At 41.6% G+C, this 15,032-nt stretch carries 15 protein-coding genes; 14 read left to right on the top strand and 1 reads right to left on the bottom strand.

All coding sequences use genetic code 11. The annotated features are described in order from the left end of the window. The first annotated feature begins 98 nt into the window (after positions 1 to 98). The 9 genes from mtaB to WKT03_RS07400 all read left to right on the top strand — a co-directional run bounded on the left by mtaB (position 99) and on the right by WKT03_RS07400 (position 7,157). A complete protein-coding gene (gene mtaB / locus WKT03_RS07440; protein WP_021943461.1) occupies positions 99 to 1,412 on the top strand; it encodes a tRNA (N(6)-L-threonylcarbamoyladenosine(37)-C(2))-methylthiotransferase MtaB in 1,314 nt (437 codons plus the stop codon). A 153-nt stretch (positions 1,413 to 1,565) separates the two neighbouring features. Further along, the gene (locus WKT03_RS07435) at positions 1,566 to 1,829 is read left to right on the top strand and encodes an IreB family regulatory phosphoprotein (RefSeq protein ID WP_021943460.1); all 264 of its coding nucleotides are present in this window, start codon (positions 1,566 to 1,568) and stop codon (positions 1,827 to 1,829) included. Positions 1,830 to 1,884: 55 nt separating this feature from the next. Beyond that, on the top strand, positions 1,885 to 2,322 hold the full coding sequence (gene ruvX, locus WKT03_RS07430) for a Holliday junction resolvase RuvX (RefSeq protein ID WP_021943459.1): 438 nt from the start codon (positions 1,885 to 1,887) through the stop codon (positions 2,320 to 2,322). Positions 2,323 to 2,340: 18 nt separating this feature from the next. After that, positions 2,341 to 2,613, top strand: a complete 273-nt coding sequence (locus WKT03_RS07425; protein WP_008403031.1) for a DUF1292 domain-containing protein — start codon at positions 2,341 to 2,343, stop codon at positions 2,611 to 2,613. 4 nt (positions 2,614 to 2,617) lie between these two features. Continuing rightward, positions 2,618 to 4,282, top strand: a complete 1,665-nt coding sequence (locus WKT03_RS07420) for a ribonuclease J (RefSeq protein WP_021943458.1) — start codon at positions 2,618 to 2,620, stop codon at positions 4,280 to 4,282. Positions 4,283 to 4,343: 61 nt separating this feature from the next. Beyond that, complete coding sequence (locus WKT03_RS07415; RefSeq protein ID WP_021943457.1) at positions 4,344 to 4,679, top strand: YlbF family regulator; 336 nt, start codon at positions 4,344 to 4,346, stop codon at positions 4,677 to 4,679. A 61-nt stretch (positions 4,680 to 4,740) separates the two neighbouring features. Beyond that, complete coding sequence (locus tag WKT03_RS07410) at positions 4,741 to 5,151, top strand: endolytic transglycosylase MltG (RefSeq protein WP_021943456.1); 411 nt, start codon at positions 4,741 to 4,743, stop codon at positions 5,149 to 5,151. After that, positions 5,148 to 5,810 carry an O-methyltransferase gene (locus tag WKT03_RS07405; RefSeq protein ID WP_021943455.1) on the top strand — a complete coding sequence of 221 codons (663 nt, stop codon included), beginning with the start codon at positions 5,148 to 5,150 and terminating at the stop codon, positions 5,808 to 5,810. The genes WKT03_RS07410 and WKT03_RS07405 overlap by 4 nt, the downstream gene beginning before the upstream one ends. A gap of 108 nt (positions 5,811 to 5,918) precedes the next feature. Next, complete coding sequence (locus WKT03_RS07400) at positions 5,919 to 7,157, top strand: peptidase U32 family protein (protein WP_021943454.1); 1,239 nt, start codon at positions 5,919 to 5,921, stop codon at positions 7,155 to 7,157. A gap of 1 nt (position 7,158) precedes the next feature. Here the strand turns inward: WKT03_RS07400 and sigK are convergent, their stop codons facing one another. Further along, on the bottom strand, positions 7,159 to 7,839 hold the full coding sequence (gene sigK / locus WKT03_RS07395) for an RNA polymerase sporulation sigma factor SigK (RefSeq protein WP_117785449.1): 681 nt from the start codon (positions 7,837 to 7,839) through the stop codon (positions 7,159 to 7,161). Between the two features lie 146 nt (positions 7,840 to 7,985). Between sigK and WKT03_RS07390 the strand changes: the two genes are divergently transcribed. The 5 genes from WKT03_RS07390 to pilM all read left to right on the top strand — a co-directional run bounded on the left by WKT03_RS07390 (position 7,986) and on the right by pilM (position 15,028). Next, positions 7,986 to 9,704, top strand: coding sequence for a GspE/PulE family protein (locus tag WKT03_RS07390; protein ID WP_117785448.1), 1,719 nt, complete (start codon positions 7,986 to 7,988; stop codon positions 9,702 to 9,704). A 124-nt stretch (positions 9,705 to 9,828) separates the two neighbouring features. After that, entirely contained in the window at positions 9,829 to 10,890 is a 1,062-nt protein-coding gene (locus WKT03_RS07385) for a type IV pilus twitching motility protein PilT (RefSeq protein WP_117785447.1), read from the top strand. Positions 10,891 to 11,084: 194 nt separating this feature from the next. Then, complete coding sequence (locus WKT03_RS07380) at positions 11,085 to 12,293, top strand: type II secretion system F family protein (protein ID WP_021943487.1); 1,209 nt, start codon at positions 11,085 to 11,087, stop codon at positions 12,291 to 12,293. A 126-nt stretch (positions 12,294 to 12,419) separates the two neighbouring features. Next, a complete protein-coding gene (locus tag WKT03_RS07375; RefSeq protein ID WP_021943486.1) occupies positions 12,420 to 12,824 on the top strand; it encodes a type II secretion system protein in 405 nt (134 codons plus the stop codon). A 584-nt stretch (positions 12,825 to 13,408) separates the two neighbouring features. Then, positions 13,409 to 15,028: a type IV pilus assembly protein PilM gene (pilM, locus tag WKT03_RS07370; protein ID WP_117807371.1), complete on the top strand. Its 1,620-nt coding sequence runs from the start codon at positions 13,409 to 13,411 to the stop codon at positions 15,026 to 15,028. Positions 15,029 to 15,032 lie beyond the last annotated feature (4 nt).

The following is a 15,032-nucleotide window of genomic DNA, read 5'->3' as shown; positions in this document are numbered from 1 at the left end:
AGTTAGATTATCCGGAGTCATAATGACCGCGGATGCTTATATATTTATAATATCTTTTGGAGAGGGAAAAGTCAATAATAAGAAAGGAAAAATAAGGAATGCTGAAGGGAAAAACAGTAGCCCCTCTGACACTGGGCTGCAAGGTAAATCAATACGAGACAGATGGTATGATCGAACTCTTAAAAGAGGCTGGTATGACGGCTGTTTCCTTTGAAGAAAAAGCAGATGTGTATCTGATAAATACATGCTCTGTTACCAATATGGCAGATAAAAAGTCCAGACAGATGATACACAGAGCCAAGAAGCTGAATCCGGATGCGGTTGTAATAGCAGCGGGCTGTTATGTGCAGGCGGCAAAAGATAAGCTGATGGAAGATGACAGGATATCTATTATCATCGGAAATAATAAAAAGAAGGACATTGTGCAGATCCTTGAAGACTATCTGGAGATCGGAGTGACGGACGAAGGCATGCTCGATATTGCGGCAGAAAAGGAATATGAACCGCTTACGATCAACAGTACCTTAGAACATACACGGGCATATGTGAAGATTCAGGATGGATGTAACCAGTTCTGCTCTTATTGTATTATTCCGTACGTTAGAGGAAGAATCCGGAGCCGGGAGCTTGCATCGATTACAGAAGAAGTAGAACGTCTGGCACAGACCGGAGTAAAAGAGATTGTTCTGACGGGTATCCATATCTCATCTTATGGCAAGGATAAGGAAAATGAGGTAGGACTCGCAGATGTAATTGACGCAATCTCAAAAATTGAATCAATTGAACGGATCCGTCTTGGTTCTCTGGAACCGGGTATCATTACAGATACATTTATAGATCGTATTGTGGATAATAAAAAGGTATGTCCGCATTTCCATTTAAGCCTGCAAAGTGGCTGCAATACAGTATTGAAACGGATGAACCGGAAATATACTTGTGAAGAATACTTTGAAAAATGTGAGATACTTCGTAAGGCATTTGACCGCCCGGCTTTGACAACAGATGTGATCGTAGGCTTTCCGGGAGAAACGGATGAAGAATTTCAGGAAACGGTTGACTACCTGACGAAACTTAATCTGTATGAAATGCATATATTTAAATTTTCACCGAGACAGGGAACGGTTGCAGCCGGTATGAGGGATCAGATCGGACCGGAGATCAAGAATCAGAGGAGCGATGTGCTGCTGGCATTATCTGAAAAGAACAAACATGCATATGAAGCTTCTTTTCGGGGAGAAACTCTGGAGGTTCTGATTGAAGAAAAAGTCCGGAGAAATGGAAAAGACGGATACCGTGGACATACAGAACGCTATATAGATATTTTTGTAGAGGAAGAATGTATGCACAGGATTTGTGGACGAGAAGTGGATATCATCAATCATATAGTGCAGATTCCATATGGCATGGAATAGACAGCCGGTGTGGGAAAATTATGCATGAATTGCGTTGGAACATATACAAATATGCGGCTTTAGGTTGAATTTTGCGTGATTTTATATTATTATAGGATAAGATTTTTTTGCAAAGATGCCGATGGCACTTGATAAAAGTAAGGATGTGAGTATATGAATAATAGAGAAAATACACAACATATTGCACAACTGAAAGATAATACAATAGATGTAACACAGATCATTGGACAGGTTTATGAGGCTTTGACAGAAAAAGGATATAATCCGGTCAGCCAGCTTGTTGGTTATATTATGAGTGGAGATCCTACATATATCACCAGCTATAAGAATGCAAGAAGTCTGATCATGAAGGCAGAACGGGATGAGATCATTGAAGTTCTGTTTGAAGATTACATCAAGAATAATCTGATCAAGTAGATGAAGAGTGTATCAGAATAATCGAATCAGGTAGAGAGAAGAACAGGATAAGAGTATGCGGATAATTGGATTGGACTACGGAACAAAGACAGTAGGAGTTGCGGTCAGTGATGCGCTGATGATCACGGCACAGCCACTTGAAACAATAGAAAGAAAATCAGCAAACAAGCTTCGACAGACACTTGCGAGGATAGAGAGTATCATTGAAGAATATCAGGCGGAACGGATCGTTCTCGGATATCCGAAGAATATGAATAATACGATTGGAGAACGGGCAGAAGCGACCGAACAGTTTAAAGAAGATCTGGAACGCAGGACAGGCCTGGAAGTGATCCTGTGGGATGAAAGACTCTCTACGGTAGAAGCAGAACGGATTTTAATGGATACTGGAGTCAGAAGAGAAAACCGGAAGCAGTATGTGGACAAGATGGCTGCTGCGGTTATTTTGCAGAATTATCTTGACAGTCAGGCTCATGAAGGGCAGACAGAATAGTCGAAAGGATTAAACAGAATGGAAAACGACAGCATAGTATTTACAGATGAAGATGGCAATGAGGTTGCTTTTTCTGTTATGGAGCAGACAACTCTTGGCGGAGTGAATTACCTGCTTGTTACAGAAGATGGAGACGATGAGGATGATGGTTCTTTCCTGATCCTGAAGGAGAATGCTTCAGACAGTGAAGGTGAGATGGCAGCGTTTGATATCGTTGAAGATGACAAAGAATTAGAAGCAGTTATGAAGATATTTGAAGAACTGCTAGAGGACGTAGATTTGGAGGTATAGAACATTGAAAAAATTGAATAGTGATGCAGTAAAGATCATTCCATTGGGCGGATTGGAACAGATTGGAATGAACATTACTGCAATAGAGTATGAGGACTCTATTATAGTCATTGACTGCGGTCTGGCATTCCCTGAGGACGATATGTTAGGAATCGATCTTGTAATACCGGATGTCACTTACCTTAAGGAAAACGCGGACAAAGTCAAAGGACTTGTGGTTACCCATGGTCATGAGGATCATATCGGAGCCATTCCTTACATTGAGAAAGAACTCAATATGCCGATTTACGCAACAAAGCTTACGATGGGACTGATCGAGAATAAACTGAAAGAACATAATCTGATGAACAACACCAGACGTAAGGTTGTAAAATATGGACAGAATATCATTCTTGGAAAATTCCGGATAGAATTTATTAAGACGAACCATTCGATTGCTGATTCCGCAGCATTGGCGATCTATACGCCGGCAGGACTGCTTGTCCATACCGGAGATTTCAAGATTGATTATACACCGGTATTTGGGGACATGATCGATCTCCAACGTTTTGCGGAACTTGGGAAAAAAGGCGTTCTGGCACTGATGGCAGATTCCACAAATGCAGAACGTGAGGGCTTTACAAAGTCAGAAAAGACAGTAGGAAGAACCTTTGATAATCTGTTCAATGATAATCAGAATCATCGTATTATTATTGCTACATTTGCATCGAATGTAGATCGTGTGCAGCAGATTATCAATTCGGCATATAAGTATGGCAGAAAAGTAATCATCGAAGGAAGAAGTATGGTGAATATCATCAGTACAGCTTCTGAACTCGGATATATTGATATACCGGACAACACGCTGATCGATATCAGCCAGATCAAGAATTATCCGGATGAGAAGCTGGTTCTGATCACGACAGGAAGCCAAGGTGAAAACATGGCTGCCTTATCAAGGATCGCAGCATCGATCCATAATAAGATCTCTATCATGCCGGGAGATGTGGTCATATTCAGTTCACACCCAATCCCTGGTAATGAAAAAGCGGTATTCAAGGTAATCAATGAGCTTGAAATGAAAGGTGCTCATGTAATTTTTGAAGATACACATGTATCCGGACATGCATGCAGAGAGGAATTGAAGCTGATCTATGCACTCACAAAACCAAAATATGCGATACCAGTACATGGTGAGTACAGACATCTGAAGCGCCATGCAGAGCTGGCACAGGAGATGGGTATTCCAAAAGAGAATATCAAGATCCTGACAACAGGAGATGTTCTGGAAGTCAGTGAGGATAAACTGGAAGTAACTGGAAAAGTTCCTGCACAGGGAGTCTTTGTTGACGGACTTGGAGTTGGAGATGTTGGAAATATCGTTTTAAGAGACAGACAGCTTCTGTCGCAGAATGGTCTTCTGATCATCGTAGTGACACTCGATAAATACAGCAATAACCTGATTGCAGGACCGGATATCGTTTCCCGTGGATTTGTATATGTCAGAGAATCGGAAACATTGATGGAAGACTGCCGTGCCGTAGTAGAAGAAGCACTGGAGAAATGCCTGCGGAAGAATATTACCGACTGGGGCAAGATCAAGACAACCATCAAGGATTCCTTAAGTGAATTCCTTTGGAAGCGGACGAAGAGAAGCCCGATGATCCTTCCGATCATTACCGAAGTATAAATTGTCCTGAAAAATAGTGTCCATGCACAGATGCAGGTTAAGAAGAAAAGAGGAAACAGACATGAGTGATGTTGTTGAACTCAGCAAAAAACTGAATGAAACGATAAAGGAGTCAGAATTCTACAGAAATTATCTGGCCTGCCGTGAACGGCTGTATGAACATCCGGATCTTCTCCGGGGACTGAATGAATTCAAGAAAAGAAATTCAGAGATCCAGAACCGTGGCTCTGTGGATAATCCATACGATGAGGTGGTTGCACTGTTTGAGGAGTATGACGCAATCGTTCACGACACGATCGTGAATGATTTCCTTCGGGCAGAACGAAAGCTGTGCAGGATGTTGAAAACGATGTATGATGAGATTGCAGATGGTCTGGATGTTGACATAAAGCAGTAGGATATGATAAAACAGTTACGAGAAGTGTCTGGATGGACACCGTAAGATAAGGAGAACAGATATGGCTATAGATAGTGCTGTAACAATGAAACGGATATTGCGGTTTGCGATAGGCTTACTGGTAAATGTATTTATCCTGTTTATACTTGTGAAAGTGTTTGCGTTTGGCTTTAGCTTTGCCTATGATGTATTTGCCAGCAATAGCTGTAAGGATAAATCTGATACAAAGGTAGTCACAGTCACAGTTCTGCCGGATTCTTCGATCAAGGATGTATGCGAGACTCTGGATGATGCCGGAGTTGTAAAAAATGCATATGCGCTGATGGTACGTATCCGAATCGGATCTTATGCAGCAAAGATAAAACCTGGAACATATGAGATCGCACCAAGTTATACAAATGATGAGATCATAACGATCATAACAGGTGGAACTCTGGATAGTGACAGTAAGAAAAGTGGAGATAATAAATGATAACAGATGAGAGAATTGCATCCTTCATAAATTCATTCAACAATGACTATGATGATGCAATAACTGCTATCAGAAAAGAAGCAGAAGAGCAGGGGGTTCCTATCATACGAAGAGAGGCCGGAGAATTTATCAGGCTTCTTCTTAGAATGAAGAAACCGGTAAATATACTGGAGATAGGAACTGCGGTAGGCTTTTCTGCTATTTTTATGAGCAGGTTTATTGCAGAGGGTGGACATATCACAACAATTGAAAACTATCAGCCGAGAATTGATCGGGCAAAAGAGAATATAAAGCTGGCAGGTGCAGAAAAGAAGATCACTCTGTTAGAGGGAGATGCAAATGAGATCCTGCCGACATTGTCGGATCAATATGATCTGGTCTTTATGGATGCTGCAAAAGGTCAGTATGGAAGCTTTTTCCAGAAGGTGGTTCCTTTGCTTGCGCCGGAAGGAATCCTGCTATGTGATAATGTACTGCAGGATGGAGATGTACTGGAATCGCGGTTTGCAGTAACCAGAAGAAACCGGACAATTCATGCCAGAATGCGGGAATATCTGTATGAATTAAAGCATGATGAACGGCTGGATACAGCCATCCTGAATATAGGAGATGGAATGAGCCTATCGGTGAAAAAAACGGCTGATAAAAAGGATCATTGAAAAAGTAGTGGATCAATGAAAAAACAAGAAGATATTAACAGGCGGATGGCAACAGACTAAAAGGTGATGTCATCTGTACGGAAAGAAAAGAAGAGGGTTTTGAAAGATATGGCAGAACGTAAAGTGGAACTGCTTGTTCCGGCAGGTAGTCTTGAGGTATTAAAGGTTGCAGTAGATTATGGTGCGGATGCAGTCTATATTGGCGGACAGGCATATGGACTTCGTGCAAAAGCAGATAATTTTTCGATTGAAGAAATGAAAAAGGCTGTGAAATATGCGCATGCAAAGAATGCAAAGGTATATGTGACAGCAAATATATTTGCACATAATTATGATATTGAAGGAATGAAGGCATATTTTGAGCAGTTGAAGGATACCGGTGTCGATGCGGTTCTGGTATCAGATCCGGGTATTTTTATGCTGGCAAAGGAAATCATGCCTGATATGGAACTTCATATCAGCACCCAGGCAAATAACACGAATTACCTGACGTATAATTTCTGGTATAATATGGGGGCAAAACGAGTGGTCACAGCCAGAGAACTGTCACTTGTGGAGATTAAACAGATCAGAGAACATATTCCGGAGGATATGGAGATTGAGTCCTTTATGCATGGAGCAATGTGCATTTCCTATTCCGGACGCTGCCTGCTCAGCAGTTATTTTACAGGAAGAGATGCAAATCGTGGAGCATGTACACATCCATGTAGATGGAAGTATCACATTGTAGAAGAAACAAGACCGGGCGAGTACATGCCGGTCAATGAAGATGACAGGGGTACTTATATTTTTAATTCCAAAGATCTTTGTATGATTGAGCATATCCCGGAAATGATCGATGCCGGAATTGACAGCTTTAAGATTGAGGGAAGAATGAAAACGGCACTATATGTTGCAACGGTAGCAAGAACCTATCGTAAAGCAATTGATGACTATATGGAATCTCCGGAGCTGTACCGGTCAAATATGGAATATTATAAATCAGAAATTGCAAAATGCACATACCGTCAATTTACAACTGGATTTTATTTTGGAAAAACAGATCAGGATTCTCAGATCTATGATAATAACACATATATTAAAAACTGTACTTATATAGGCAATGTACAGGAGGTTACAGAGGACGGACTGGTTGCATTTGAACAGAAAAACAAATTCTCAGTCGGAGAAGAGATAGAATGTATGAACTTTGATGGAACCAATACGGTCTGCCGGGTTGAGGAGATCTACAATGACCGGATGGAACCGATGGAATCAGCACCGCATCCAAAGATGCAGTTGTATGTAAAGCTGGACCGCCCGGTATCAGCGGGAATGATACTCAGACGGCAGGAGCTTTCGGAATAGGTCAGGCTTCAAGCTGCCTGCGGATCTTCTGTAATGCCCGTTTTTCGATTCTGGAGACATAGGAACGGGAAATCCCCATCTGGCTGGCAATCTCTTTTTGTGTGCGTGGAGGGTGACCGTATAGACCATAACGACGGATGATAAGGCTGGCTTCCTGCTCGGACAGACAGTGCTTCAGACAGTATGGAAGACGGTTTATGTGGTAAGCATGCACCATAGAATCCAGAATAGTTGCTTCATCCTGACTGATGATGTCGATCAGATTGATCTCATTTCCTTCTTTGTCGGTACCAATCGGTTCAAACAGGGAGACTTCGCGGGCGTATTTTCTGGAGTGACGGAGCATCATGAGCAGCTCGTTGTCAATACATCTGGAAGCGTATGTGACCAGACGGTTGCCTTTGGCATGATCGTAGGAATCGATCGCCTTGATAAGACCGATGGTTCCGACGGAGAGCAGATCATCATTGTCAGCGGTTCCAATGTATTTTTTTGCAATATGGGCGACCAGACGCATATTGGATTCGATCAGAATCCGCCGCGCATCGGCATCCCCTGCCCTGCATAATTTCAGATAATATTCTTCCTGATCCGGTAAAAGGGGTTTTTTAAATGCCTGCATAGAAAATAGACCCCTAGCGATTTGTATATATTTTATGATTAAAATGTGGAAAAAGTGCATATCCCAAAAAATAAAATTGGTAAAATGTGAAAAAAATTAAAAAAAATGACTAAAATCTGTTCAAAATGTTTAATTTTTTATTAGATTGTGCTATACTCTGTAAGTAATGCTTGTATATTTCAGAAATGTAGGAGGGACAGACCGGTATGCGATTAGGAATGGGTCGTAAAAAGATTAGAATAGGTGATATTCTCGTAGCGGCAGGAGCTATTACAGAAGAACAGTTACAGGAGGCTCTGGCATATCAGAAAGAGAATGGCGGAAAACTCGGAAATGTTCTTGTTGATCTTGGTATGATCAGTAATGAGATTCTGATAACGCTTCTGACACAGCAGCTTGGCATTGATTACATAGAATTAAAGGGAGCAAAGATAGAAGAGAAGGTGCTTCATCTGGTTCCGGAGAATATGGTAGCAAAATATAAAGTTATTCCTATCGAGATCGATCCGGATAACCCGAATATTTTAAAACTTGCCATGTCAGATCCGATGGATATCAATGCGATCGATGATATTGGACTTGTAACCAATATGCAGGTGGAGCCTATGCTTGCAACAGAGGATCAGATCAATGATGCCATCGGCAAGTATTACGGAAGCTCCAAAGCAATGGAAGCGGCTGAGATGTATCGTCAGGAACAGGCAGATGCACTTGGCGGCGGAGATGAAGATGAAGTAAATGAAGATATAGATAATTCTCCTATCGTTTTGCTTGTAAAACAGATCATAGAAGGCGGAGTTCGACAGAGAGCGTCCGATATTCATATTGAGGCATTGGAAAGCAGTGTCCGTGTCCGCTACAGGATCGATGGTGCATTAAAACAGGTTATGTCCTACGACTTAAGTATTCTTGCGGGTATCACAGCCCGAATCAAGATCATCGGTGGTATGGATATTGCAGAAAAGAGAAAGCCACAGGATGGTCGTATCACGATCTTTGTAGACCGCAGAGAGTTTGATGTCCGTGTATCTATCCTTCCGACTGTATATGGAGAGAAGACGGTTATGCGACTTACCTCCAAGGACGGACTTACAAAACCGAAGAGCGGACTTGGTCTGGATGAGGATGAGATCAAGGTATTTGATGGAATCCTGAGTAATCCACACGGAATTATCCTTGTAACAGGACCTACCGGTTCCGGTAAATCAACGACACTGTACACATCCTTAAGTGAGCTGAACAAAGAGGATGTAAACATTATCACAGTAGAAGACCCTGTCGAGGCGAATATCAATGGTATTAACCAGGTACAGGTAAATAATAAAGCAGATATGACATTCGCAGCAGCCTTAAGATCCATTCTTCGTCAGGATCCGGATATCATAATGATCGGAGAAATTCGAGATGGTGAGACTGCTCAGATCGCGGTTCAGGCCGCTATCACAGGACACTTGGTTGTATCAACACTCCATACAAACTCAGCAGCAAGTACGATCACCCGTCTGGAAGATATGGGAATCGAACCTTATGTTGTAGGTGATGCGGTTGTAGGTGTTATTGCACAGCGACTTGTAAGAAGACTGTGCCCGACCTGCAAACAGCCTCGTCTCGTAGAAGATGAAGAGAGAATAGTACTCGGCGTGCCGGAGGATGAAGAAGATGTTATCATTTATGAGCCGTCTGGCTGCCCGTTGTGTAATGATACAGGCTATTCAGGACGAATCGGTGTATACGAGATGATGCCGGTATCCAAAGCACTGCAGGCGGTTATCTCGACCGGAGCGACAGCGGATAAGATTGAAAAACAGGCACTTGCAGAAGGTATGCTTACTCTGAAGATGGGTGCTGCCAAACATGTGCTGAATGGAATTACTTCCATGTCAGAGATGAAGAAGATCGTATATACAACAGGTGATGAATATTAAAAGATCCGGTCCGGTGATAAACCGGCGTGGATAAAAAAGATTTTTAGCAGAGAAGAATATGTGATCAGGCTCTGTAAAAATAAAATTGAAATTATGAATGCAACAAAGAAAGGAAGGAAACAGTATGCTGGATATGAAAGAGCTCCTGGCATTCTCGGTTGAGGCAAAAGCGTCGGATGTACATATTGCCGTAGGCATACCACCGAAACTCAGAATCAATGGACGACTGACAGAAGTTGAAGTTCCTCCGCTTACACCGGCTGATGCGGCTGAAGCAATCGGAGCAACGATGAAAGAGAGACATGTAGCAATTTTAAAAGATAGAGGTGAGGTCGATTTCTCATTCGATTCACCAGAAACCGGTCGTTTCCGTGTAAACGTATATATGGATCGTGGTAATATGGCTGCGGCATACAGACGAGTAGAAACACAGATCCCAAGACCAGATCAGCTCGGTATTCCGAGAGAGGTTGTTGAATTATATAAGAGAAAGAGAGGTCTGGTACTTGTAACAGGACCTACCGGTTCCGGTAAATCAACAACACTTGCTTCTATTATTAATAAGGCAAATGAAAACCTGACCGATCATATCATTACACTGGAGGATCCTATCGAGTATATTCACCATCACAACAAGGCAATCGTTAATCAACGAGAAGTTGGTATGGATACACTCAGTTATGCGAATGCTCTTCGTGCAGCGCTCCGTGAAGATCCTGATATTATTCTTGTAGGAGAGATGCGAGATCTTGAAACGATTTCAACAGCGATCACTGCAGCCGAGACCGGACACCTGGTATTCTCGACTCTGCATACGATCGGTGCGGCAAGTACGATCGACCGTATTATCGATATCTTCCCGACAAACCAGCAGCAACAGGTACGAGTACAGCTTGCGATGGTACTGGAAGGTGTTATTTCCCAGTCACTGCTTCCGACAGCGAACGGACAGGGACGAGTTGCAGCATTTGAAGTAATGCTTGCATCACCGGCGATCCGAAGCCTGATACGAGAAGCGAAGACACATCAGATCCAGTCGACGATCCAGACCAGCAGACAGCTCGGAATGATCACAATGGATGATGCATTGTATGATCTGTTCTCGTCCGGCACGATCACCAGAGAGATGGCTATGACATATGCACAGGATCAGCAGTATCTCAGAAAGAAGATCAACGGACAATAAGATGTACAATCCTTTTGTGCAATTCTTACAAAAAAAACTGCAATCATAAGAAATTATTGAATGTGGTTGAGAAATATAGTAATATAACAGGTATAGTATATGTAAAAGTCCGTGAATTTACGCGCACTTTTAGCTGGTAATAGTAGAAAACTATTACAAAAAAGAAGAAATATGACAGGGTCGGAGGAGAAACAATGGCAGTATTTAACTACAAGGTTGTTGACAAAAATGGTAAGAATAAAAAAGGTACCATTGAGGCCCCGAACAGAGATGGAGCGGAGAAGAAGCTGAAGGCAGATGGTTATGCGATCATGAGCCTGACAGAGCAGAACAGTCCATTTTCAGGGGGTTTGATTAAGAAGAAGGTAAAATCAAAAGATTTGGCAGTCTTCTGTAAACAGTTTTCAGCAGTTATAAGAGCTGGTGTTACGATTATATCAGCACTGGAACTGATGGGAGACCAGATAGAAAACAAAACACTGCAGAGAGCAGTTATGGATGCAAAGACATATGTTGAAAAGGGTGGAACGCTTGCAGATGCACTTCGTGTAAACTCAGAGGTATTTCCACCGATCATGATCAACATGGTCGCAGCCGGAGAGTTATCCGGTAACCTGGAGATCTGTCTCGACAGACTGACAGAGCACTTTGAAAAAGATAACGCGTTATCAGCAAAGATCAAGGGTGCGATGACATATCCTATCGTAGTATTCATCGTCATGATCATCGTAGTAATCGTGGTAATGGTAATGGTTATTCCTAACTTCTCAAGTATGTTTGCGGAGATGGGAACACAGCTTCCGCTGGCAACACGAATTATGGTAGCGGCAAGTAATTTCATTATACATAAGTGGTGGCTGTTGATCATCATCGTTGCAGCTATCGTTGTTGGCTGCAAGGCATTCAAGAGAAGTTCTGTTGGCGAACAGCTTTTCGCGAATATGGCGATCAAGATGCCGATTTTTGGTAACCTGACAATCAAGTCAGCATGTTCCAGATTTGCAAGAACAATGAGTACACTGATGGCATCCGGTATTTCCATGATCGATGCTGTTGAACAGGTGGCAAAGATGATGGATAACAAGATCATTCGCGATGGTCTGTTAGATGCCAAGACGCAGGTAGCAAAAGGTATTCCACTTTCCAAACCATTAAAGGATATGGAGATGCTTCCACCAATGCTTTCCGCCATGACAAAGATCGGTGAAGAAACCGGTGATATAGAAGAGATGCTTAGTAAGGTTGCTGACTACTATGATGAAGAAGTAGAAGAGGCAACAAACAAGCTGACAGCAGCAATGGAACCATTAATCATGGTAGTCCTTGCATGTATCGTAGGAATGATTGTTGCGGCTGTATACGGTCCTATCATGAGTATGTACAGTGCACTTGACCAGTACTAATACAAGTCCTGTTACATATTATAGTATTGATTAGATCCGGCAGTACGAGGATGCTGGTTTTAATATAGCATCGGAAGATGCATCAACAAACAACAAAGAATATCAATTTAAAAGGAGAGAACAATTATGAAGAAGAACAACAAAGGTTTCTCATTAGTAGAGTTAATTATCGTAATCGCTATTATGGCAATTCTTGCAGGTGCTCTTGCACCAGCCCTTATCAAGTACATCAACAAGTCAAGAAGAAGTGCTGATATTTCAAATGCTGACACAATCCGTACAGCATGTCAGACAGCTATGTCAGATGAAGATGCAATGGTTGCAATCGGAACAGGCGTTACAGGCGCAAGCGTTTCAGACCTGAAGTCAAGCTACGGTGCATTCAGCACAGAGATCAGCAGCATTCTTGGTAACAGCACAATTACTTCAAAGTACTTCGACAAAGGAAATGAATTCACAGTTGATATCAATGTAGCTGGTAACACAGTTATCGTTAAAGCTGGTTCTCAGCAGGTTTCACCTCAGCCATAATAAAAGGCGGGCATAGTGAACAGATGTAAGGATCTGATGTTAAACAGATAATCATTACATCAGTCAGACATCAGAAGGGTGATGAATAAGTTGGTAAGAATCCTCGTTTTTCGATCTTGTTTGTCGCCCTTCAAAATTGTCTAACAACATGAAACGTCAACATGTATGAAAAATATGCATGTTGGTATCTCTTTCATGGTCACACGTTTTATATAAGCTTTATATAATAAGAAGAGATTTATATAACATACGAGTGACTATTTTGCAGTCAGCGGTTTTATATTGTTTGTGTCTGAAACGAATAAATGTAGAAAGAAGAAACGCGAATGACAACGGCATTGAACTAATGGCGGCAGCCGGCTTACAAAAAAGCTGGAAACTGAAAAATAGGCATGAAAGATGAACGGGTCAATCATCCGTGTGCTTATGATTAAAGGTGACAGATTGTTTACCTTTCAGCCTGTACATACAGGCATATTGTATTTTATTTTAAGTGGGGTGAACAGCTTGTAGGCTGGTACTCAGGCAATTGGAATATACATATTCCACAAAAAACTACTGATTAGCGAGGGAGGCTATTTAAAATGGCGAGTAATAACAAAGTCTTAACAATCGACATCACAAATGAAAGTATTACTATTACAGAAGTAACAGCTTCTGAAAAAAAGACTTCCACAGTTCATAATGCCATCATCTTCGAGACACCGGAAGATGCTTATGAAGATGGTTTCATTAGAGACAAGGAAAGAATTGCAGAGGCGATCAAATCACAGCTTGCTGCAAACGGAATCACTAACAAGAACGCAATATTCGTTCTTACCTCTACAAAGATCGTTAACAGAGAGGTTCTTGTACCTTTCGTTAAGGAAAACAAAATTAAAGGAATTATTAATGCGAACTCATCAGAGTATTTCCCTGTTAATATAGAGGATTACACAGTATCCCATTCTGTATTAGAGACAGTTACTGATGAAGAAAATAACAAACAGTTAAGAGTTCTTGCAGTTGCAGCACCAACCAGTATGGTTCGTTCATATTATGAAGTTGCAGCACTTGCAGGACTGAAGGTAGTTGCTCTTGATTACATTGGAAATGCCATGTTGCAGTTGATCAAAACACAGACCAGCGAGAACATGACGACTATGGTAATCCAGTTAGGTAGCGAATCTACTGTACTTAATATCGTAAAAGGAGATATCCTTCTGTTACAGAGAACTGTACCATATGGTACCAATGTTGTTGTAAATGAAGTAATGGATGCAAAGGGTGTTGATGCTACAACAGCAATGACATTACTCCAGAATGAAAGACTGATCACGGTTGATTTTGATGATAATGCGATCACAGGATCTTTCCGTTACCTGATCAACAACATTGGCCGTGTAATGGATTTCTTTGCATCAAAGAATCCTGATAAGCCGATCGATGATGTATTCCTGACAGGCGATGGCGCCCTGATCAAGGGAATTGATGGTCTTTTCAAGGTACAGCTCAATGTTTCAACAAGAGTTATGGACAGTTTATTCAATATCAAATTTGACCCAAAGATTGATTTGAAGATATATAATCCTGTATACCTTATGGTTCCAATCGGTGCTGCTTTTGCACCTATGGGATTCACAATTTCAGAAGGCGGAGCTTCCGGCAAGAAGGAAGGTCAGATGGATACAACTCCACTGGTAGTTGCATTCCTGATCCTGGCTGTGTTAGTGGCAGGCGGATTAACGGCTGTGTCATTTGTATTAAAGAATCAGGCACAGACAGAGCTGGATGATGTAAATAAGAAGATCGCTTCTATTCAGGATATTGAGACGATCGTAAAGGATTATGAAAATGCAGAAAGCGTTTATGTTGATGCCATGAGCATGTACAGCTACACAAAGAACTTGAATGAGAATGTTGTAACATTTATCACGGCTTTGGAAGAGAAGATGCCAAAGGGAACTGATATCACAGCATTTGAATCCGATTCAACAGGTGTTTCAATTTCAGGAACAGCAACAGAATATGATGATATTGCAGGACTTGCGATCAGCTTAAAAGAAATTGACTGTATTGATAACTCATTCATTGGAAGTATCACAGAAAATGTAGATGAAGACACAGGTAAAATAACATATGATTTCACAGTAACGTGTATCTATGTTGACGCATCAGCGGCAGATGCTGATACAACTGAAACAGATGCTACATTAGCTGAGTAAGGGA

It is taken from the genome of Coprococcus sp. HCN-4056, from assembly GCF_037892645.1.
Taxonomy (GTDB): domain Bacteria; phylum Bacillota; class Clostridia; order Lachnospirales; family Lachnospiraceae; genus Coprococcus; species Coprococcus ammoniilyticus.
The sequence above is the reverse complement of the archived record's forward strand: the minus strand, read 5'-3'. Positions and strand labels throughout refer to the sequence as shown.